17 protein-coding genes and 1 pseudogene are annotated in these 18,960 nt (G+C 71.8%); 12 read left to right on the forward strand and 6 right to left on the reverse strand.

Annotated elements, in window-relative coordinates:
• Positions 1–2 precede the first annotated feature (2 nt).
• The 8 genes from AB5J50_RS29145 (at position 3) to AB5J50_RS29180 (ending at position 7,460) form a co-directional block, all read left to right on the forward strand.
• Positions 3–791 (forward strand): methyltransferase domain-containing protein, encoded by a 789-nt coding sequence (locus AB5J50_RS29145; RefSeq protein WP_327430772.1) that lies wholly within the window; start codon positions 3–5, stop codon positions 789–791.
• Entirely contained in the window at positions 788–2,098 is a 1,311-nt protein-coding gene (locus AB5J50_RS29150; RefSeq protein WP_369261177.1) for a hypothetical protein, read from the forward strand. Before AB5J50_RS29145 ends, AB5J50_RS29150 begins: the two co-directional genes overlap by 4 nt.
• On the forward strand, positions 2,095–3,345 hold the full coding sequence (locus AB5J50_RS29155) for an MFS transporter (protein ID WP_369261178.1): 1,251 nt from the start codon (positions 2,095–2,097) through the stop codon (positions 3,343–3,345). The genes AB5J50_RS29150 and AB5J50_RS29155 overlap by 4 nt, the downstream gene beginning before the upstream one ends.
• Entirely contained in the window at positions 3,342–4,625 is a 1,284-nt protein-coding gene (locus tag AB5J50_RS29160; protein WP_369261179.1) for an ATP-grasp domain-containing protein, read from the forward strand. Before AB5J50_RS29155 ends, AB5J50_RS29160 begins: the two co-directional genes overlap by 4 nt.
• Positions 4,622–5,749 carry a GNAT family N-acetyltransferase gene (locus AB5J50_RS29165; protein ID WP_369261180.1) on the forward strand — a complete coding sequence of 376 codons (1,128 nt, stop codon included), beginning with the start codon at positions 4,622–4,624 and terminating at the stop codon, positions 5,747–5,749. The genes AB5J50_RS29160 and AB5J50_RS29165 overlap by 4 nt, the downstream gene beginning before the upstream one ends.
• On the forward strand, positions 5,691–6,248 hold the full coding sequence (locus tag AB5J50_RS29170) for an N-acetyltransferase family protein (RefSeq protein WP_369261181.1): 558 nt from the start codon (positions 5,691–5,693) through the stop codon (positions 6,246–6,248). The genes AB5J50_RS29165 and AB5J50_RS29170 overlap by 59 nt, the downstream gene beginning before the upstream one ends.
• Positions 6,249–6,381: 133 nt before the next feature.
• A complete protein-coding gene (locus AB5J50_RS29175; RefSeq protein ID WP_369261182.1) occupies positions 6,382–6,690 on the forward strand; it encodes a DUF4229 domain-containing protein in 309 nt (102 codons plus the stop codon).
• A 47-nt stretch (positions 6,691–6,737) separates the two neighbouring features.
• Entirely contained in the window at positions 6,738–7,460 is a 723-nt protein-coding gene (locus AB5J50_RS29180; protein ID WP_369261183.1) for a TetR/AcrR family transcriptional regulator, read from the forward strand.
• Positions 7,461–7,480: 20 nt separating this feature from the next.
• Here AB5J50_RS29180 and AB5J50_RS29185 read toward each other — a convergent pair whose 3' ends face one another.
• The 4 genes and pseudogenes from AB5J50_RS29185 to AB5J50_RS29200 all read right to left on the reverse strand — a co-directional run bounded on the left by AB5J50_RS29185 (position 7,481) and on the right by AB5J50_RS29200 (position 11,804).
• Positions 7,481–8,401: a sulfotransferase gene (locus tag AB5J50_RS29185; RefSeq protein WP_369261184.1), complete on the reverse strand. Its 921-nt coding sequence runs from the start codon at positions 8,399–8,401 to the stop codon at positions 7,481–7,483.
• Entirely contained in the window at positions 8,398–9,402 is a 1,005-nt protein-coding gene (locus AB5J50_RS29190) for a hypothetical protein (protein ID WP_369261185.1), read from the reverse strand. Before AB5J50_RS29190 ends, AB5J50_RS29185 begins: the two co-directional genes overlap by 4 nt.
• Positions 9,399–10,691: a DUF6716 putative glycosyltransferase gene (locus AB5J50_RS29195; RefSeq protein ID WP_369261186.1), complete on the reverse strand. Its 1,293-nt coding sequence runs from the start codon at positions 10,689–10,691 to the stop codon at positions 9,399–9,401. Before AB5J50_RS29195 ends, AB5J50_RS29190 begins: the two co-directional genes overlap by 4 nt.
• A gap of 220 nt (positions 10,692–10,911) precedes the next feature.
• Positions 10,912–11,804 (reverse strand): annotated as a pseudogene (locus AB5J50_RS29200) (MaoC/PaaZ C-terminal domain-containing protein).
• Positions 11,805–12,495: 691 nt separating this feature from the next.
• Between AB5J50_RS29200 and AB5J50_RS29205 the strand changes: the two are divergent.
• Positions 12,496–14,412 carry a long-chain fatty acid--CoA ligase gene (locus AB5J50_RS29205; protein WP_369261187.1) on the forward strand — a complete coding sequence of 639 codons (1,917 nt, stop codon included), beginning with the start codon at positions 12,496–12,498 and terminating at the stop codon, positions 14,410–14,412.
• A gap of 8 nt (positions 14,413–14,420) precedes the next feature.
• On the opposite strand, the gene AB5J50_RS29210 is transcribed toward AB5J50_RS29205, so the two are convergent.
• Positions 14,421–15,020, reverse strand: a complete 600-nt coding sequence (locus AB5J50_RS29210; RefSeq protein ID WP_369261188.1) for a TetR/AcrR family transcriptional regulator — start codon at positions 15,018–15,020, stop codon at positions 14,421–14,423.
• 114 nt (positions 15,021–15,134) lie between these two features.
• Between AB5J50_RS29210 and AB5J50_RS29215 the strand changes: the two genes are divergently transcribed.
• Positions 15,135–15,596, forward strand: a complete 462-nt coding sequence (locus AB5J50_RS29215) for a nuclear transport factor 2 family protein (protein WP_369261189.1) — start codon at positions 15,135–15,137, stop codon at positions 15,594–15,596.
• A 96-nt stretch (positions 15,597–15,692) separates the two neighbouring features.
• Here the strand turns inward: AB5J50_RS29215 and AB5J50_RS29220 are convergent, their stop codons facing one another.
• A complete protein-coding gene (locus AB5J50_RS29220; protein WP_028805073.1) occupies positions 15,693–15,896 on the reverse strand; it encodes a cold-shock protein in 204 nt (67 codons plus the stop codon).
• A gap of 343 nt (positions 15,897–16,239) precedes the next feature.
• Between AB5J50_RS29220 and AB5J50_RS29225 the strand changes: the two genes are divergently transcribed.
• Entirely contained in the window at positions 16,240–17,088 is an 849-nt protein-coding gene (locus tag AB5J50_RS29225) for a menaquinone biosynthetic enzyme MqnA/MqnD family protein (RefSeq protein ID WP_369261190.1), read from the forward strand.
• A 73-nt stretch (positions 17,089–17,161) separates the two neighbouring features.
• Positions 17,162–18,892: a serine/threonine-protein kinase gene (locus AB5J50_RS29230; RefSeq protein ID WP_369261191.1), complete on the forward strand. Its 1,731-nt coding sequence runs from the start codon at positions 17,162–17,164 to the stop codon at positions 18,890–18,892.
• The last annotated feature ends 68 nt before the right edge of the window (positions 18,893–18,960 follow it).

The raw sequence follows: 18,960 nt of genomic DNA on the forward strand, positions 1-18,960 counted from the left end.
CGATGACGACAGAAGCACTGTTGGAGCAGGCGGCGCTCTACGACCGGATCGGCATCGGCTACGCGGGGGTGCGCAGGCCCGATCCGCGCTGGGCCGCCGCGATCCGGGAGGCCGTCGGGGACGCGCGCAACGTCATCAACATCGGCGCTGGCGCGGGTTCCTACGAGCCGGCGGACGTGCCGCTGCTCGCGGTCGAACCGTCGGCCGCGATGCGCGCCCAGCGCCCGGCCGGCGCCGCCCCCTGTCTGATCGGACGGGCCGAGGAACTGCCCTTCGACACCGGGCAGTTCGACGTGGCGCTCGCCGTGCTCACCGTGCACCACTGGTCGGACCTCGCGGCCGGGATCGCCGAACTGCGGCGCGTGGCACGGCGGTTCGTGGTCGTCACGTACGACATGGCGGTGCAGCGGGAGTTCTGGCTGACCCGGGAGTATCTGCCGGAGATCGCGGCGGCGGAGGAGTCCCGGGTGCCGTCGCTGCCGTATCTGACGGAACTCCTGGGTACGGATGCCCCGGAGGTGCCGGACGTGCGGGCGCTTCCCGTGTGGCACGACTTCACCGACGGTTTCATGACCGCCTTCTGGCGGCGGCCCGACGCCTATCTGGACCCGGCTCGCCGCCGGTCCTGTTCGGCGTTCGCGCTGACCGACCCGGGCGCGGTGGAGCGGGGCATCGGGCGGCTGCGCGCCGACCTGGAGTCCGGGGCGTGGGCGCGGCGGCATGCCGGGCTGCTGGAGCGGGACCGTATCGACGCCGGGTTCCGGCTGATCACAGGGGGGAGCGGCGGATGACGGACGGCACGCGGGGCGGGGACACCCCCGGCGGGGACACGCGGGGCTGGGACGGCGAACGGCTCGCGGAGATCGCGGGGCGGTACGGCACCCCCGTCCACGTCCTCGACATCGCGCGGGCCGAGCGCGCGGCGGACGACCTGCTGGCCGCGCTCGGCGGGCTCGGGCGGCCGGGGCGGGCGTACTACTCGGTCAAGACCAACTATCTGCCCTACCTGCTGGAGCGGTTCGCGGGGCGCGGGCTCGGCGCGGACGTGGTGTCCGGCTATGAGCTGCGGGCCGCGCTGCGCGCCGGGTTCGCGCCGGGGGACATCGTCTTCAACGGGCCGGTGAAGACCGAGGACGAACTCGCCCTGGCGGTACGGGAGTTGGTGCGCGTCAACATCGACGGCGAGCACGAGATCGCCGCCCTGGAGCGGGCGGCGGCGTCGGCCGGGGTGACGGCGGAGGTGGGGCTGCGGCTGTTTCCGGGCATGCCCGTCGCCACGTCCAGCGACCCCGCGTTCGTGGCGGCGGCCGAACGGACCGCCGTGCGGGGGAGGTTCGGCTGGCCGACCGGCTCGCGGGAGCTGGAGCGGGTCATCGGCGCGATACGGGCGGCTCCGCATCTGCGGCTGACCGCCGTCCACGCGCACCTCGGCAGCCAGATCGTCTTCCCCGAGCTGCTTCTCGCCGCGCTCGACCCGGTGCTCGCCGAGGCGGCGCGGCTCGGGGTGCGGGAGGTCAACATCGGCGGCGGCTTCGGCGTGCCGGGGATTCTGCGGCCGCGCGGCTCCGACCGCTCACCGGGGCCCGGGCTCGACCCGGCCGCCTTTCTCACCTCGGTCGACAAGCGGCTGGCCGAACTCGGCCTCGCGGACGCGGTATTGGCGTGCGAACCGGGGCGGCTGCTCGTCTCCGACGCGATGTGCCTGCTCACCCGGGTCATGTCCCGCAAGGAACTCCCGGACTCCCGCTGGCTGATCCTCGACGCGGGGCACCACATCGCCCCCTGGACGGGCACGGGCGAGGTCCACCGCTTCCAGCCGGTCGGCCGTGACTTCTCGCCGGACCTCGTCCCCTGGTCCCTGGCGGGCCCGCTCTGCTACGAGGCGGACATCCACGCCCCGGACTCCGAGCTGCCGGCCGACCTGGACGTGGGCGATCTGCTGGTGATGCACGACTCGGGCGCGTACGCGCTCGGGCGCAGCAACAACTTCATCCGCATGCGCGCCGGTGTCGTCGCCATCGAGGGGGAGCGGGCGGACGTGGTGTGGCGGGCCGAGACGGACGAGGACGTGTTCCGGTTCGCGGTGGCGCCCTCATGAAGGGGCTCGTCGCGCGCTACGGCGAACTGCTGCGCCTCCCCGGCGCCCGCGACGCCGTCGTGTACGCCGCCTGCGCACGGCTCGCCGTGACCATGATCCCCGTCGCGCTGCTGCTCACCGTCGTGGAGGCGGGGCGCTCGTTCGGAGTCGCGGGCGGGGCGGCGGGGGCGTACGCCGTCGGCAGTGCCTGCGGGCAGCCGGTGGCGGGGCGCATCATGGACCGGGCGCGCGCCTCGATCGTGCTGCGCGTCCTGGGGACGGCCGTGTTCGTGGCACTGCTCGGCACGGCGGGCGCCGCCCGGCACGCCCCGGTCGCCGCACTGTTCGGCTGCGCGCTCCTCGCGGGCGCCCTCGCGCCCCCCGTCGGCGCCTCCGTGCGCGCGCTGTGGCCGAGACTCACCGACGACGAGACCCTGCGGCAGCGGGCGTACTCCTTCGAGGCCACGCTGACCGAGTTCCTGTACATCGCGGGGCCCTCGCTGATCACGCTGCTCGCGGCGACGATCGGCGCGTTCCAGGCGCTCCTGGTGGCGGCCGTGGTGATGGCCTCCGGCACGTGGGGGTACGCGCGGGCGCGCGTCGTGAGGGATCTGCGCCCGGCGCACGCCGTGAGCGCCCCCACCGCACACCGAGGGCGGCGCCCGGTCGCCGCGCTCACCGTCCTCACCGCCATCGGCCTGACCGCCGCCCTCTCCAGCGCGCTCGCCGTCGCGGTCGCCGCCCTGCTCGACGACATCGGCTCGACGACCGCGCTCGCCGGGGTACTGCTCGCCTCACAGTCGGCCGGCAGCGTGGTGGGCGGCCTGGTGTACGGATCGCGGCACCGGTCGGGCACCACGTACGCCCGCTACATACGGCTGCTCGTCGTGCTCACCCTCGGCCTCGCCCTGCTGCCCCTGGCGGCGCTCGCGCACGGCACCGTCGCCGTCGTCGTGCTCGCCGTGCTGCTGATCGGCAGCGGTACGCCCATCGCGCCCGCCGGAGCCGAGGAGTTCCAGCTCATCGGCGACATGACCGAGGACGGCCGGATGACCCAGGCCTTCGCGGGCGTCGGCAGCTTCATCCAGGCCGGCAGCGCCGCCGGGTCCGCGGCGGCGGGCGTCGTCGCGCAGCACCTCGGGGCCTCGCCCGCACTGCTGATGCCCGCCGCGTGCACGGCGCTCGCCCTCGTCCTCGTCTGCGCCGCGCGGCGCCCCATCGCGGCGGCCACCACCCCCCTCGGCCCGTTGGAAAGGAACCCCGCATGACCAGCGCCACCCCGACTCCCGTGATCGCCGTCATCGAGAGCCAGCTCTCCGACTTCGGGCTCACCCCGCTGCGCGCCGCCCACGAACTCGGCTACCGCGCCGTCCTGGTGAGCAACGACCCCGACCGCTACCGGGCCGTCTCCACCGCCGACGAGGTGTACGCCAAGTACATCGACGGCATCCTCACCGCCGACACCAACTCGGCCGAGGCCGTGATCGAGGCGCTCACCCCCTTCCACACCGAGGGTGTGCTGCGCGGGGTGATGACGGTGACGGACTACAACATCCCGATCGTCGCCCGGATCGCCGCCCACTTCGGGCTGCCCGGCATGGACGTGGACGCGGCCGCCGCCTGCCGCGACAAGCTCGTCCAGCGCGAGATGATGCGGGCCGCCGGCGTCGCCGTACCGCGCTTCACGCAGGCGGTGACCCAGGAGGACGCGCTCGCGGCGGCCGAGGAGTTCGGGCTGCCTGTCGTCGTCAAGCCGATGACCGAGTCGGCGAGCATCGGCGTCAGTCTGTGCCGCACCCCCGAGGAGGTCGCCGCCGCGCACCACGCCATCGCCTCCGTCCCGCTGAACTTCCGCGGCCAGCCCCGCCGCCCCGGCGCACTCGTCGAGGAGTACCTGATCGGCTACGAGCTGAGCGCCGAGATCGTCCACGACGGCACGGAGCACCGGGTGATCGGGCTGACCGACAAGGCGCTCGGCCCGCACCCCTACTTCGCCGAGCTCGGTGAGATCTTCCCCTCCGTGCTGTCGGAGCCGGTGCGGACGGCCTGTGCGGACCTCGTGATCAGCGCCCTGCGCGCCGTCGGCCATGACTTCGGCGCCGCGCACGTCGAGGTCAAGGTCACCCAGGACGGCCCGTACATCGTCGAGATCAACGGGCGGATGGCCGGCGCCGAGATCCCCCGGCTGATCCTGGAGTCCACCGGCATCCACATGCAGCGCGAGGTCACCCTCCTGCACGCGGGCCGCCCCGCCGACCTCACCCCGACCCAGGACCGCGCCGCCGTCTCCCGCTACCTCACCGCGTCGACGGCCGGTGTGCTGGCCGGCGTCGAGGGCGCCGACCTGGCCCGCCGTGTCCCCGGAGTCGTCGCGGTCGTCCTGCACCCCAAGAACGGCAAGCCGGTGAAGCCCGCCCAGAGCAACCTCGACTACCTCGGCACGGTCGTCGCCACCGCCGACACCGCGGGCGACGCCCTGCGCTGCGCGGACGCGGCCGTCGGCCAGCTGACCCCGGTCGTCGTCGCCGAGGCGGAGGGCATCGCGTGAAGGTACGGATCCAGCGCAGTCCCCACGGCCTGGACGCCGCCTGGGACACGGCCTTCGGGGCGCGGTCCTTCTTCTCCGCGACCCCCTGGCTGAAGCACGCGTACGCGACGGCGGCGACCGCCCCGTACTACTTCATGGGCCACGAGGACGACGACCTCCTCGCCGCGCTCCCCGCCCACCCCCTCGAAGCCGACGTGCCGTACGTCTTCTGCCGCCCCGACTTCGTGCTCGGGCGCAGCCACGACGCGCCCTGGGCCGGGGAGCTGATGCCCGCGCTCGCGCTCGGCGGCCGCAACCCCTCGCACGGGAAGGCGGCCGCCCGGGACGCGGGCGCGCTGCGGGCCGTGCTGGAGGCCGCCGAGGAGCGGGCGCGCGAGGACGGCATGCGGTCAGTGTGCTTCCTGTACGTCGACCAGGACGACGAGGCGTTGCGGGAGGCGCTGTCCGCGGCCGGGTACACGGACCTGCCGTTCGAGACGGCCTACTCGCTCGCCGTGCCGTCCGCGGCCGAGGGCGGCTTCGACGCGTACCGGGCCCGCTTCGGGCGGGAGACACGGCGCCGCATCCGCCGCGATCTGCGCGCCCTGGACGCGGCGGGCGTGACGTACCGCCTGGAGGGCCTGACCGGCGACCTCATCGACCGGATCGCCCCGCTCGAACTCAACCTGTACGCCAAGTACGGCACCCCCGCCGACGCGGACGCCTTCCGCCGCGTCCTGCACAGCATCGCGACGCACACCGGCGACACCGTCCGCGTGCTCACCGCCGAGCTGGACGGGAAGCTCGCGGGCTTCGTGCTCTTCTTCACCCATCGCGGCGAGATGTACGCACGCCAGACCGGCTACGACTACACGGTCAAGGGCGAGGTCCCCCTCTACTTCGGCCTCCTCTATTACGAGCTGCTCCAGCTCGCCGTCGCCGAGGGCGTGACGGCGATCCACTACGGCACCGGCTCGGGGAACGTGAAGCTGTCGCGCGGGTGCGTGGGGCGGGCGCAGCTGGCGTACGTGAAGGCGTTCGACCCGGTCACGGCGGATCGGGTGGCGGAGCTTAGGCTCGCTGACCATGGAGCGGATATCCCAGGAGAGCCAGGAGAGGCACGAGAGGCTGACCTTCCGGCTTGACCCCGAGCTCACGCCCGCGTTCCTGGACGAGCTGACCCGGCTGTGGGCGGACGTCAGCAACGCGGGCGGTGCGATCGGCTTCGCCGGCACGGTGACGTACGAGGAGGTACGTCCCGAAACCGACCGGTACGCGCAGTCGCTGGCCGCCGGCCGCCACCGGCTGCTCGCCGGGCTCGACTCCGCCGGACGGCTGCGCGCCACCGCCTTCCTCGGCTTCAACACGCACCGGCTCCAGGGCCACTGGGCCTGGCTGACCACGGTCATGATCGACCCGTCGCTCCAGCGCGGCGGCCACGGCCGGGCCCTGCTCGACGCCGCCGAGGAGCACGCCCGGGCGCTGGGCCTGGAGGCCCTGAAACTGACCTGCCGCGGCGGCCTCGGCCTGGAGCACTTCTACGCCTCCTGCGGCTACAAGGAGGTGGGCCGGGTGCCCGGGGGACTGCGGGTGTCGGCCGACGACTACCGCGACGACATCATGATGTGGCTCCCGCTGCACTGATCCGCCGCCGACACCCACCGCTGCCGCCGCTGCTGTCGCGGCCCCCGTGCAAGATCGCCGCCCGGGCGTGCTTCACTGGACGGTGCCCTTTGGGAACGTTCGAAACGGATTCGGAACGGAAGAGTGGATTGACATGGGCCGCTACACGCTGATGCGCCTTGGGATCTTCGCGGGCTGCCTCGTGGTCGTCTGGGGCCTCGTCTACTCCGGCATCGCCCCGCGCGGACTCGGCGACTCCAACTACATGTGGGTCGTCCTGCTCTCCCTGCTGATCTCCGCCCCGATCAGCTTCGTCGTGCTGCGCAAGGAGCGCGACCGCGCCTCGGCCCAGGTCGTCGCGCGTGTCGACCGCATGAAGGCCAACCTGGAGAGCAACCGCAGCCAGGAGGACGAGACCGCGGACGACGCCGCCCGCCACGGCGCGCAGGGTCAGACCTCCTGAACCTTCCCTGTGCACGGTAGGCGGCGGCCGATCGTACGCTTGCCCGCATGGGTGCTGTGAAGAGCAAGCGCATGCCGCGTGCGGTACGTGAACAGCAGATGCTGGACGCGGCCGTACGGACCTTCGGGCAGCGGGGGTACCGGGCCGCGTCGATGGACGAGATCGCCGAACTGGCGGGCGTGTCCAAGCCGTTGGTGTATCTGTACCTGAACTCGAAGGAAGACCTCTTCACCGCGTGCATCCGGCGCGAGGCCAAGGCGCTCACCGACGCCGTCCGCGCGGGCGTACAGCCTGGTCTGGCCGCCGATCGTCAACTCTGGGAAGGGCTGCGGGCGTTCTTCACGCACACCGCCGAGAACCCCGACGGCTGGGCGGTCCTGCACCTCCAGGCCCGTACGCACGGCGAGCCGTTCGCCGCCGAGGTCTCCGCGATGCGCGAGGAACTCGTCGCGTTCGTCACGCAGTTGATCGTGGTCGGGGCTCGCGAGGCACACCGTGACCCGACCCTGCCCGAGCGCGAGGTCGCCGGGCTCGCGGAGGCGCTGGTCGGCGCCGCCGAGTCCCTCGCGGCCTGGGCCAACGCGACCCCGGGCGTCTCCGCCAAGCAGGCCGCCGCGACCCTGATGAACTTCGCCTGGGCGGGCCTGGGCGACCTCATGGAGGGGCGGCCCTGGTCTCCGGCCGCCGCGCAGATTCCGTCCTCTGCTGTGGCGGAGACTCCGTCCCCGGCTGTGGTGGAGACTCCGTCCCCGGCTGTCGCGCAGGGGTAGTCCGTGGCGGTCGCGGTGGGTCAGTTCCCGCCCGTCGCCGAAGGCGAGTCCAGGTAGCCCCACGCCCGCGCCATCGGGCGCAGCGCCTCCGGGACTTCGTCGGGGCGCGGCAACGGGCGGCCCGGCTGCACGCTGCCGCTCTTGATCTTGTCCGTCCAGTCGCCGATGCCCTTGGTGAAGTCGCCGTGGTCGTGCCGCCCGTACTCCGTCATGGTCGGCTCCCAGGGGATGCCGAGATGGGCGCAGAGGGCGCGGGTCGCGGCCTCCGGGCCGGCGGTCAGCTCCTCGTAGCGGACCGTGTGGCCGGGCAGATGCTGCCGCGCCTCCTCCAGGGTCCGCATGTACTCGTGGGTGTGGCGCACCGCCTCCTCCATGGGCCGCTCCTCGGGCGAGCCCTCGTGCCAGGAGCGGGCGATGGCGTACGGGTGCCGGATCAGGAAGACAAAGCGCGCGTCCGGCCAGCAGGTGGCGAGCCGCTCCCAGACGAAGACGTTGCTCGGCGTCTTCTCGACGAGGAACTCCTTGCCGCTGAGGGCGAGTTCGCGGTGCAGCAGCCGGTCCCAGAGCAGATGTTCGACATCGGCGAGGTTGTGGCCCGCCGCCTCCATCGCCTGAGCGGCCGGCTCGGTGGTGAAGCGGACGGTGATGCGACGGAAGTGCGTCTCGTGCGGGGAGTGCAGCCGCGAGTGGCTGTTCAGCAGCACGCGCAGCAGAGTCGAGCCCGAGCGCGGCGGGGAGAGCACGAACACCGGCGCGCTCAGCAGCCGGTCGGCCTCCGGCCGGGCGGGCGGCCGGGCGCTCGCCGCGACCTTGCCGGGGGCTTCGACCTTGCCGGGGGCCTCGGCCCGGGGGTGGGCCCCGCGCGCCCTGGTCACGCGCAGGCCGGTACAGCTCTCGAAGGCGGACTTCGCGGTCAGCTTGAGGGTGGCGTTCCAGGTCATGCTCCGATTACCTCTTCCAGGAAGGCGGCCGCCCGCTCGGAGGTGTCCGGCTCCAGCCAGCCGGCGACGTCGGCGCAGGCGGTGATCTCCACGCCGCTCCCGGCGAGGACCAGGGGCAGGGTGTACAGGACCGTGGAGGGCAGACATACCAGCGTGTCTGCGACCGGACCGGTCAACAGCTCCAGTTCCAGAGGGAGTTCGGGACGTACGATCTCCAGCTCGCCGTACTCGGCGAGCAGCCGCAGTTTGTCCGGGTCCTCGCGGCGGTGCGCGAAGTAGCGTTCGGCGTTCAACTGGTGGGCGAGCATGACCACTTCGTGGACGTACCGGTCCGGGTCGATCAGGCCGGTCTCGGCGAGCGAGGTGCCGATCATGTCGGTGCCGGGACGGACCTGGGGGAGTCCGTAGCGCTGCCGGGCCCAGCTGTAGCCGTTGAACGAGGCGACCGCGCCGGATGGCAGCCGCAGGCCCGCCGATGTCAGACAGGAGAAGACCTCAAGTCGCCTTCCTTCTCCGGGAGATATCCGGCGGGCGGCGCGGACCGCCGCGCCGGGCGTGGATCCCGAGTGGTGCCAGCGGACGAGGGGGTGGCCGGCGAGCAGTTGGCGGGAGAGCTCCAGGGTGGCCGTGCCGTCGTCGACCAGGACGAAGTCCCGGGTACGGGCGAGGGGCAGCAGCCGCTGGATGATCCCCGAGAAGGGGTCGCCGATGACGAGCCGGTCGGCGGTGGTGAGCTTCCGTACGAGCGAGGCCAGGGCGTGCGCGAAGCCGACCGGCACCTTGCGGATGTCGTACAGGCCGACGTCGATGCCCTCGGCGCGGGCCACGTCCGCCATCACCCGCAGCTGGTGCCGGGTGGCCGGGTCGAGGGGAAGGAGTACGGCGGCCTCGCACCGCACGGGCTCCGGGGCTCCGTCGCGCTCGCCGAGCGCCCACTCCAGGAAGTTGAGGAGCTGGGCGGGGCTCTCGACAAGGGCGAGGGCGACGGGGCGGGCTGTCATCCCTGTCCCCAGCGGCGGAGGGTGGGGGCGACCTTCTCGCGGCCCACGCGGTAGAGGGACTTGGCGCCGCTGCGCGCGACCCGGCGGACGACCGCCTTGACCGGGCCGGCACCGGCCATGGCCAGGGGGACCGGCAGCGGCCTGCCCTTCTCGTCGAAGCCGTTGCGTTCCAGAACCCCGCCGAGGTAGACGCCGGCGCGCTGCGGTGAGTAGTACGGCCGCAGCAGCGGCAGTGGGCCGGCGGCGCGCAGCGCGGCGAGGCGGGCGCGGGCGGTGGCGTACGGGTCGGTCTTGCCGATGCCCTGACGTGCCGCCCACGCCGGGTCGGGTAGGGGCCGCGCGCCCGCGTCGAGGTCGTCCCAGGAGGCCAGGCAGCCGGAGTGCACGAAGTAGTGGTTGCCGTGCGCCTCGCGGACACCGAAGTCGGTGAGTATCGCGGTCGGTATGTCCCGGTGCATCGACTCCAGCGCGGCCGTCGAGCTCACGGTCACCAACAGGTCGGTGCGGTCGAGGACTTCGCCCATGTGGCCGTAGACGAGCTGGAGGTTGGGCGGCGCGGGCTCGGCCAGCTCCTCGATGAGCACCTGGTACGGGTTGGCCTCGACATGGGTCGTGTGCTCGCCGGGGAGGCTGCGCAGCTTCATCAGGACGAGCCGGTCGGGATGGCGCCGGGCGTGTGCGGCCGCGCGTTCCAGCAGCTTCAGCCGGGACTCGCGGCCCTTGGGCACGGAGGGCTGGACGGCGAAGGTGAGCGTGAAGGGCCGGTCGAGGGAGGGCGTGTACGGATCACCGCCGAGGAACGGCAGCGCGCACTCCACCACCGAGTCCGGATCGACTCCGACGCTCGCGAAGGCTTCGCGGAACCGGTCCGCGTCGTACGCGCTGTTGGCGAGGACGACATCGGTGCCGGCGCGGGTGAGGAGCCCGTCGACCATCTTCTCGTAGACGACTCCGACGTACCCGGTGACGGTGATGGGCCGCCGCTCGCGCGCCGCCCAGGCGATCCCCAGGCTGTGGGTGAGCGCCAGCGTCGTGCCACCGGCGGTGGCCAGGACGACGACATCCGCCCCGGCCAGCTCCTCGTCGTCCACCAGTTCGGCCGCCGCGACCTCGCGCCGGGTGTCGGGCACGATCCCGATCTCCGCGAGCTGGCGTTCCGTCGGGGTGGCCCGGGTGCGCAGGAAGAGGGCGTCGAGCGCGTGCTCGGGCGCGATCTGCCGTGCGACCGACGCGCCCCACTTCCAGCGGGTGTCCGAGTCGGCGAGTACGGCGATACGTCTGGGGGGCATGGCTCAGGAGCCCTTCCTGGCGTGGGTGCGGCGAAGTGAGCCGAGGCTAGGAACGGTGTCTGAGCGTGGGATGAGGACCTGCTTGAAGGAACCTTGGCTAGCTAGGGGCGGCCTGTGAGGAATTCTTCAACCCCTGCCGCTGACCTGCGGATTGACGATGACGTTCCGGCCGGCGCGGTTGCCCGCCCCGCACACTGTTCGCCCGCTTTTGGCGCGCTGTTCATCCGCTTTCCACGGGCAGGGGCCGTACTTCGCCGGTGACATGCACGCGCTCACCGCCACGGAGCTCGAAAGCGGGCCCCTCGGCGGCGTACGCGACGGTTCCCGGCAGCAGCACCGGCGCCTTGAACGCGGCCCGCACGGTCACCGCGTCCTTCGGCCCGTACTCGGCGAGGCAGCGGGCGACGGTCCACATGCCGTGGGCGATGGCGCGGGGGAAGCCGAAGAGGCGGGCGGTGAGGGGGTGCAGGTGGATGGGGTTGCGGTCTCCGGAGGCGGCGGCGTAGCGACGGCCGACGTCGCCGGCGAGGCGCCATTCGGTGACGGTTGGGAGGACGGGGAGGGGGCTGGTGTCCGGGAGTTCGTGCGGGGTCTCGTCCGGGGTGGCGGGCGCTTCGGTCGCTTTGTCGCGGTGCTTCTGGCTGTGCCGTGCGAGGTACGTACTCCTCGACTCCCATACGAGGCTGCCGTCCACCCTCGCCTCGGTCGCGACGGTCGCCTCGGTGCCGCGTCGGTGGGGCGTCAACCCCTCTGTGTACACGGTGAGTTCGTAGGCCGCTGTGGCTGCCAGCTCTCTGCGCTGCGTGATCTCGATGGAGGTGTGCACCAGGCCGAGCAGCGGGAGCGGGAACCTGCGGCTGGCCATGATCCGCATGGCCAGCGGGAATCCGAGGATGTGGGGGTATGTGACGGGCAGTGCGTCCGCTCCTGTGGCGAATCCGCAGACTCGTTCGTAGGCGGCGAGGCGGGCGAGGTCGACGCGGGTGTCGGGGAGGACGAGTCGGGTGGGCGGGAGGGTGGCGTTGGGGTGGGGGTGCTTGAGGGGGGAGAGGAGGGCTCCGCGGGCGAGGAGGGGGTGAGGGAGGGGGGTGCGGTGAGGGTGAGGGTGTGCATGGGGGGCTCCAGGGGGGTGGGTTGAGGTTTCCCGTGAGTGGTTCTCTTTCGCCCCCGCCGCCCCTACCCGTCCCATCCTTCTGGGGCTCGCCCCAGACCCCATAGGCCGGTTCTTTGACTGCGGGTGGGTGGGGGTTGCTCGCGCAGTTCCCCGCGCCCCTAAAAGGGGCGCGGGGAACTGCGCAATCTTTAGGGGGGTCTGGGGGCGCAGCCCCCAGGAACGGGATGGGACGGGTAGGGGCGGCGGGGGCGAAATAACCCCGAACTCGACGACGGCCGCGGGACGTTCGGTGCCGGTGAAGCGCAGATGGCGGTCGGCCATTGTCCAACTCCCGGCTCGGACGTATATTTACTCTGGAGTAAGGTTACCCAGGGTAAGGGTACGTGAAAGGTGGGGAACGGGTCGAGATGGGCCCCGACGGACTGTGCCCGGCGTCGGTTCCGGAGCGTCCGCGCCGCCGGCCGTCCGGGGGTGAACGTGACGCACCCTCACGTAACCTCCGAGGTTGCACAGGCCCGGCTCCGGACCATCCCCGAACCCGCACAGCCCCCTCACGTGGGCCCCGTACGATCCCCTACCTACCGCCGGTAACCCTTTTCTGTGGGTGCTCGTCGGTGAACGCCTCGGTACGCGAGGCACGTACGTCATGCAGCAAGGCAGTTTCGCCGCTGCACGCCCCAGGAGCCGCCCGTGTCCACTCCTTATGTCCACTCCACCGACTACGACGGCACACCCGTCCTCGTGGAGCCCGAGACACGTCGGCTGGACGGGTCGGTACGGGAGGTGTCCATGCCGCCGTTCGCCCCTCCGGTGACGCACGGTTCGCTCGCCGACGTGCCCTTCGACAACGCGAGCGCGGCTCCGGGCGCCGTGGTGCTCAGCCGTAGGACGCAGGACGGCGGCCGCTGGACGGACGTGACCGCCGCCGAGTTCGCCGCCCAGGTGCTGTCCGTGGCGAAGGGGCTGATCGCCGAGGGGCTGGCGCCGGGCGACCGGATCGCCGTCATGGCGCGTACGACGTACGAGTGGACGCTCCTGGACTTCGCCGCCTGGGCGGCGGGCCTGGTGACGGTCCCCGTCTACCCCACGTCCTCCGTCTTCCAGGTCCGCTGGATCCTCCAGGACTCGGGCGCGGTGGCCCTGGTCACCGAGACCGTCGCCCAGGCGTCGGCTCTCGGCCCGGAACGCGAACGGCTGCCCGATCTGCGGCACATGTGGGTCATCGAGAAGGGGCACGTGGAGCGTCTGGCGGAGCTGGGTGAGCAGGTCCCGGATCAGGAAGTGGAGATTCGCCGGGGCATGCTGCTCCCGGACACACTGGCCACCCTGATCTACACCTCGGGCACCACGGGCCGCCCCAAGGGCTGCGCGCTCACCCACGGCAACTTCTTCGCCGAGGTCGACAACGCGATCGAACTCCTCCACCCGGTCTTCAAGGCGGATTCCGGCGACGACGTGTCCGTCCTGCTCTTCCTGCCGATGTCGCATGTCTTCGGCCGGATGGTCGCCATCGCCTGCGTCCGCGCGCGGGTACGTCTCGGTCACGCGCCGAGCCTCAAGGCGGACGATCTGCTCCCGGACCTGGCGAGCTTCAGACCGACGTGTCTGCTGGCCATCCCGTACATGCTGGAGAAGATCTTCAACACCGCCCGCGCCCGCGCCGAGTCGGGCGGCCGGGCCGCGTCCTTCGACCGCGCGGCGGGTGTGGCCATCCGGTACGGAGAGGCCATGGAGGCCCGGCAGACCGGCACCGGTCCCGGACCGGGCCGCGCGCTGAAGACGGCCCGCGCCTTCTACGACCCCCTCGTCTACCGCCGCATCCGCAACGCCATGGGCGGCCGGGTGCGCAACGTGATCTGCGGGGGCTCCCCGCTCGGCCGCCGCCTCGCCGCGTTCTACGCCGGCGCGGGTATCGAGATCTACGAGGGCTACGGCCTCACGGAGACCACGGGCGCGGCGACCGTGACGCCCCCGCTCAAACCCCGCCTCGGCACGGTCGGCTGGCCGATGCCCGGCACCAGGGTCCGTATCGCGGCGGACGGCGAGATCCTGCTGGCCGGCGACCAGATCCTGCGCGGCTACTGGGACCCCCAGGCGGGCGGCGTGGTCCCGGCCGCCCCCGACGGCTGGCTCGCCACCGGCGACATCGGCGCCCTCGACGACGACGGCTACCTGACCATCACCGGCCGCAAGAAGGAACTCCTGATCACCTCGGGTGGCAAGAGCGTGGCACCGGCCCCCATGGAGAACTGGCTGCGCTCCCACCCCCTGATCTCCCAGTGCATGCTCCTCGGCGACGACCGCCCCTACGTCACCGCCCTGATCACCCTGGACCTCGACGGCACCGCCCACTGGCGCCAGATGAACGGCAAGCACGCGGTTCCCGCCGAACTCCTCGTGGACGACCACGAGTTGCGGGCGATCCTGCAACGGGCCGTGGACGAGGCCAACAATCTGGTCTCCCGTCCGGAGTCCATCCGCCGCTTCGCCATCCTGCCCGTGGATTTCACCGAGGAGGCCGGCCATCTGACCCCGTCGATGAAACTACGACGGGAGGCGGTCATGCGGGACTTCGAGCGGGAGGTGGAGGGCCTGTACGCGAAGTAGGGGGCCTCTCAAGGGGAACGCCGGCCGGTCCCGGAGCCGCGCGGCAGCAGGCAGTCGAGGACGAGGGCGGCCACGCGTCCGGGGTGCGCCGCGTCCGCCCGCCGGCGTTGCGCGGAGAGCGCGCCGACGACGATCGCCTGCGCATCGGCGGCGTCCACGTCGGTCCGTACCGCCCCGGCCTCCTGCGCTCGCGCCAGCAGTTCGGCGAACGCCTCCCGCAGATCCGCCGCCAGCTGCTCGGCCGCCGCGCCCATACGGCTACCGGCCCCCGCGACGGCTTCGGCGAGGTCCTGCTTGGCGTCGGCCTCCTCGGTCATGCGCAGGACGAAGGAGAAGAACGCCGACCCCGCGTCATCGTCCTCAAGGGCCGCTCGCGCGTCACGCGTCAGCTGCCCCAGGTGCTCCACGACGACGGCCTCGAACAGTGACTCCTTGGTGGGGAAGTGGCGGTGGACCGTGCCCGCCCCGACCCCGGCGCGGCGGGCGATCTCGTCGAGCGGCACCCCGATGCCCTCGGTGGCGAAGGCCTCGCGTGCCGTCCGCAGGATGCGCTCCCGGTTCCGCCGCGCGTCGGCTCGGAGCGGCCGCTCCGCTCGTTCGGTGCTCAACTCAACCGTCCTCCTCCGCAACGGAGTCGCCCCGTTGACAAGCGGGGCGCGCGCCCCGCATATTGGCCACACGAAACGGGGCCATCGCCCCGCTTGCTTCGGGAGGAGTCTCTCATGAGCACTGCCGCACCGCACGAAGTCGTCGAGCACCTGCTCCGCCTCACCGCCGAGGGTCCCAGCGAGGCGATGGCCGAGGTCTTCGCCCCGGACGCCGTCTTCGAGATGCCCTTCCTGCCGCCGGGTGTGCCCGCGCAGAAGCCGGGCCGCGAGGCGTTCCGCACGCATCTGCGCGAGGGGGCCGGGATACAGAAGTTCGACGGCGTGGACAACGTCCGGATCCACGACACCGGCGACCCGGAGGTGATCGTCGCCGAGTACCGGCTGCACGGCCGGGTCCTGGCCGGTGGGAAGCGATTCGCCTTCGACATCGTGGCGTTCGCCCGGGTCCGCGACGGCCTGATCAGCTGGTACCGCACCTACGCCAATCCGCTCGACGCCGCGATCGCCTTCGGCACGGCCGAGCGTCTGCTCAGCGGCCTGACGACAGGGCCTGGCGCCGGGGCCGTGGGCGTGTGAGCACAAAGGCAGGAGCCCCGCGACCGGCTGGCGCGGGGCTCCTTGGGTACTGCTATCCGTTCCGGATCAAACCATTGGGCTCATGGAGCCGCAGGCTTAGATCGGGGTGACGTTCTCCGCCTGCGGGCCCTTCGGACCCTGCGTGACGTCGAAGGAAACCGACTGGTTCTCTTCGAGAGAGCGGAATCCGCTCGCGTTGATCGCGGAGTAGTGGACGAAGACGTCCGGGCCGCCGCCTTCCTGGGCGATGAAACCAAAGCCCTTTTCGGCGTTGAACCACTTCACGGTTCCGGTAGCCATAAGCCCTCCTTGGGCCCAAAGGGTTGCCCTGCTCCAGAACCTGCGATTGTAAAAACAACTGCATACGTCTGAAAACGACGAGAGCCCGCGGTCACATGCTCCGCAGGCTCTGTACTGCAAGGGAAACCAAACTGCAACTTGCGGCGAGCTTAGCACTCGGGCAGCCGAAAGCAATAGAGGGCAAGATCACGTCACCCGGATGTTTGACCTCGGTCGGATCTGGGTTGACGTCAAGGGTGTCGAATCCCTGTCGCAGGGGTTGACACGAGGGGGTGGGAGGGTTTCTGAAACCACACCGGACCCTGGAGACTGCACCGTACCTCATGGGGTCTAGCCTCGCGATGTGGACAATCCTCGCAACCGGCCGCGCGTCGGCCACATCCAGTTCCTGAACTGCCTGCCCCTGTACTGGGGGCTCGCGAGAACAGGCACGCTCCTCGACTTCGAGCTCACCAAGGACACCCCCGAGAAGCTCAGCGAGAAGCTGGTGCAGGGCGACCTCGACATCGGGCCTATCACGCTCGTCGAGTTCCTCAAGCACGCCGATGAGCTGGTCGCCTTCCCCGACATCGCGGTCGGCTGCGACGGTCCGGTGATGTCCTGCGTGATCGTCTCGCAGGTCCCGCTGGACCAACTGGACGGCGCCCGCGTCGCCCTCGGCTCCACCTCTCGTACGTCTGTTCGACTTGCGCAGCTGCTGCTGGCGGAGAGCGTGGGCGTTCAGCCGTCGTACTACACGTGCCCGCCCGACCTCAGCCTGATGATGCAGGAGGCCGACGCCGCCGTACTCATCGGTGACGCGGCACTGCGCGCCAACCTCCTCGACGGTCCGAAGTTCGGCCTGGAGGTGCACGACCTGGGCACCCTCTGGAAGGAGTGGACGGGCCTGCCGTTCGTCTTCGCCGTGTGGGCGGCCCGCCGCGACTACCTGGAGCGCGAGCCCGCCGTCACCCGCAAGGTGCACGAGGCGTTCCTGGCGTCCAGGGACCTTTCGCTGGACGAGGTCTCCAAGGTCGCCGAACAGGCGGCCCGCTGGGAGGAGTTCGACGAGCAGGTCCTGGAGCAGTACTTCACCACGCTCGACTTCCGTTTCGGCGCCCCGCAGTTGGAGGCCGTACGGGAGTTCGCCCGGCGGGTCGGCTCGACCACCGGGTTCCCGGCGGACGTACGGGTGGAGCTGCTGACGCCCTGAGCGGGTTCGCGGGGGCGTACGGAACTACCCTGCTGGGCAGTGCGTCCGTGCGTACGGGGGAGGTGTGAGCGTCATGCAGCCGCTCGGAGTCGACGAACCCACGGTCGTGGGGCCCTACCGGCTGCTCGGCCGGCTGGGCTCCGGCGGCATGGGGCGGGTGTATCTGGGCCGCAGCGCGGGCGGCCGTACGGTCGCCGTCAAGATCGTGCACCCGCACTTCGCGCTCGACGAGGAGTTCCGCGCCCGCTTCCGCCGCGAGGTCGAGGCCGCGCGGCGGGTGGGCGGCGCGTGGACGGCACCGGTCCTGGACGCGGACCCTGAGGCGCCGGTCCCGTGGGTCGCCACGGGCTACGCGGCCGGCCCGTCGCTCGCCGCCGCCGTCGCGGACGGCGGCGGTCCGCTTCCGGCGCATTCGGTACGGGTGCTGGGCGCGGGCCTGGCCGAGGCGCTCTCGGCGGTCCACGCGCTGGGCCTCGTCCACCGCGACGTGAAGCCCTCCAACGTCCTGCTCACCCTCGACGGCCCCCTCCTCATCGACTTCGGCATCGCCCGCGCCACCGACGGCACGGCGTCCCTGACGTCGACGGGCGTCTCGGTCGGCTCCCCCGGCTACATGTCCCCCGAGCAGATCCTCGGCAAAGGCGTCGCGGGAGCGGCGGACGTCTTCTCCCTCGGCGCGGTACTCGCGTACGCCGCGACGGGCGAGCCGCCCTTCCCCGGCGACTCCTCCGCATCCCTCCTCTACAAGGTGGTGCACGAGGAGCCCCAGTTAGGGGCCATGGAGGGGGAGCTGCGGGAGCTGGTCGCCGCATGCCTGACCAAGGACCCGGCCGCCCGCCCGACTCCGGACGAGGTGGCGGTCCGGCTCGCTCCGCAGGGCGCGGCCCGGCTGGTGACGGCGGGGTGGCTGCCGGGAGCCCTGGTGGAACAGGTGAGCCGGAGCGCCGTACAGCTGCTGAACCTTGACGCCGCGGAGGCGACGCCTTCGGGGCCGGTGGGGTTCAGCAGTCCTTCGGTGGGGGCGAGTTCAGGGGCAGGGGGAGAGGTAGGGGTAGAGGGGCCGGTTTCCGGTGGGGTGTTCGGGCCGCCGCCCGTGATGCCTACGTACGGACCGGGTGTACCGGGCGGACCGGGCGTACCGGGGCAGCGCGAGGTGCTGCGGGTGCCTGAGCCGCAGGATGCGATCCCATCGCCCGCCGACCGCCCGGGCAGGGTCTCCGTCAGCGTGGCCGCGACCTCCGTCCCCGGGGCGAACGGCCGGGGTCGCAGGATGAGTTGCACCGTCGCCCTCGCCGTTGCGGGAGCGCTGGCGGCGGTGACGGTGGGGTCCACGTTCCTGTTCGACCTGCTGCCGGACGGTGGCGGCAAGAACGGCGCGGACAGCTCGGCGGGCGGCGCACATCCCTCGGCCACGGTGAGCGCGAGTGCCCCGGGCCCCGAGGAGCAGCCGTCCACGATCCCGGCCTCCTATCTGGGCACCTGGGAGGGCGACGGCCTGGCCCTCAACGGCGCACTCCCCATGGGCACTTTCCGTGTCACCGTCCACCAGGCCGCCGTGGGCCAGGAGTTGGGCACCTTCCGGCAGACCGACCAGATCGGCGGCATCTGTGACGACGTACTCATCCTGAAGAAGGTCACGAAGACCCGGCTCGTCGTCACGAGCGTCGCCAAGGACTCCAACCGCGACGTGTGCACCAAGGGCAGGCACGAGGTGCGGCTCACTCCCGTCGGGAGCGACCTCAAGTACGAGACGGACAACGCGGATGCCGGTGATCCGGTGGCCCGGATGACGAAGGTCAAGTAGCGGGCCCTGCTCTTCTTCCAGTGCGTCCGCTTTCCTCGTCCGCCCCACCCGTCACTGTTGTGTGGCTG

It is taken from the genome of Streptomyces sp. R35 (assembly GCF_041053035.1).
Taxonomy (GTDB): domain Bacteria; phylum Actinomycetota; class Actinomycetes; order Streptomycetales; family Streptomycetaceae; genus Streptomyces; species Streptomyces lutosisoli.

Excerpts from the sequence above, each read along its gene's own strand:
- AB5J50_RS29145 (WP_327430772.1), top strand. The coding sequence starts at position 3 with ATGACGACAGAAGCACTGTTGGAGCAGGCGGCGCTCTACGACCGGATC.
- AB5J50_RS29150 (WP_369261177.1), top strand. The coding sequence starts at position 788 with ATGACGGACGGCACGCGGGGCGGGGACACCCCCGGCGGGGACACGCGG.
- AB5J50_RS29155 (WP_369261178.1), top strand. The coding sequence starts at position 2,095 with ATGAAGGGGCTCGTCGCGCGCTACGGCGAACTGCTGCGCCTCCCCGGC.
- AB5J50_RS29160 (WP_369261179.1), top strand. The coding sequence starts at position 3,342 with ATGACCAGCGCCACCCCGACTCCCGTGATCGCCGTCATCGAGAGCCAG.
- AB5J50_RS29170 (WP_369261181.1), top strand. The coding sequence starts at position 5,691 with ATGGAGCGGATATCCCAGGAGAGCCAGGAGAGGCACGAGAGGCTGACC.
- AB5J50_RS29175 (WP_369261182.1), top strand. The coding sequence starts at position 6,382 with ATGGGCCGCTACACGCTGATGCGCCTTGGGATCTTCGCGGGCTGCCTC.
- AB5J50_RS29180 (WP_369261183.1), top strand. The coding sequence starts at position 6,738 with ATGGGTGCTGTGAAGAGCAAGCGCATGCCGCGTGCGGTACGTGAACAG.
- AB5J50_RS29185 (WP_369261184.1), bottom strand. The coding sequence starts at position 8,401 with ATGACCTGGAACGCCACCCTCAAGCTGACCGCGAAGTCCGCCTTCGAG.
- AB5J50_RS29190 (WP_369261185.1), bottom strand. The coding sequence starts at position 9,402 with ATGACAGCCCGCCCCGTCGCCCTCGCCCTTGTCGAGAGCCCCGCCCAG.
- AB5J50_RS29195 (WP_369261186.1), bottom strand. The coding sequence starts at position 10,691 with ATGCCCCCCAGACGTATCGCCGTACTCGCCGACTCGGACACCCGCTGG.
- AB5J50_RS29215 (WP_369261189.1), top strand. The coding sequence starts at position 15,135 with ATGAGCACTGCCGCACCGCACGAAGTCGTCGAGCACCTGCTCCGCCTC.
- AB5J50_RS29220 (WP_028805073.1), bottom strand. The coding sequence starts at position 15,896 with ATGGCTACCGGAACCGTGAAGTGGTTCAACGCCGAAAAGGGCTTTGGT.
- AB5J50_RS29230 (WP_369261191.1), top strand. The coding sequence starts at position 17,162 with ATGCAGCCGCTCGGAGTCGACGAACCCACGGTCGTGGGGCCCTACCGG.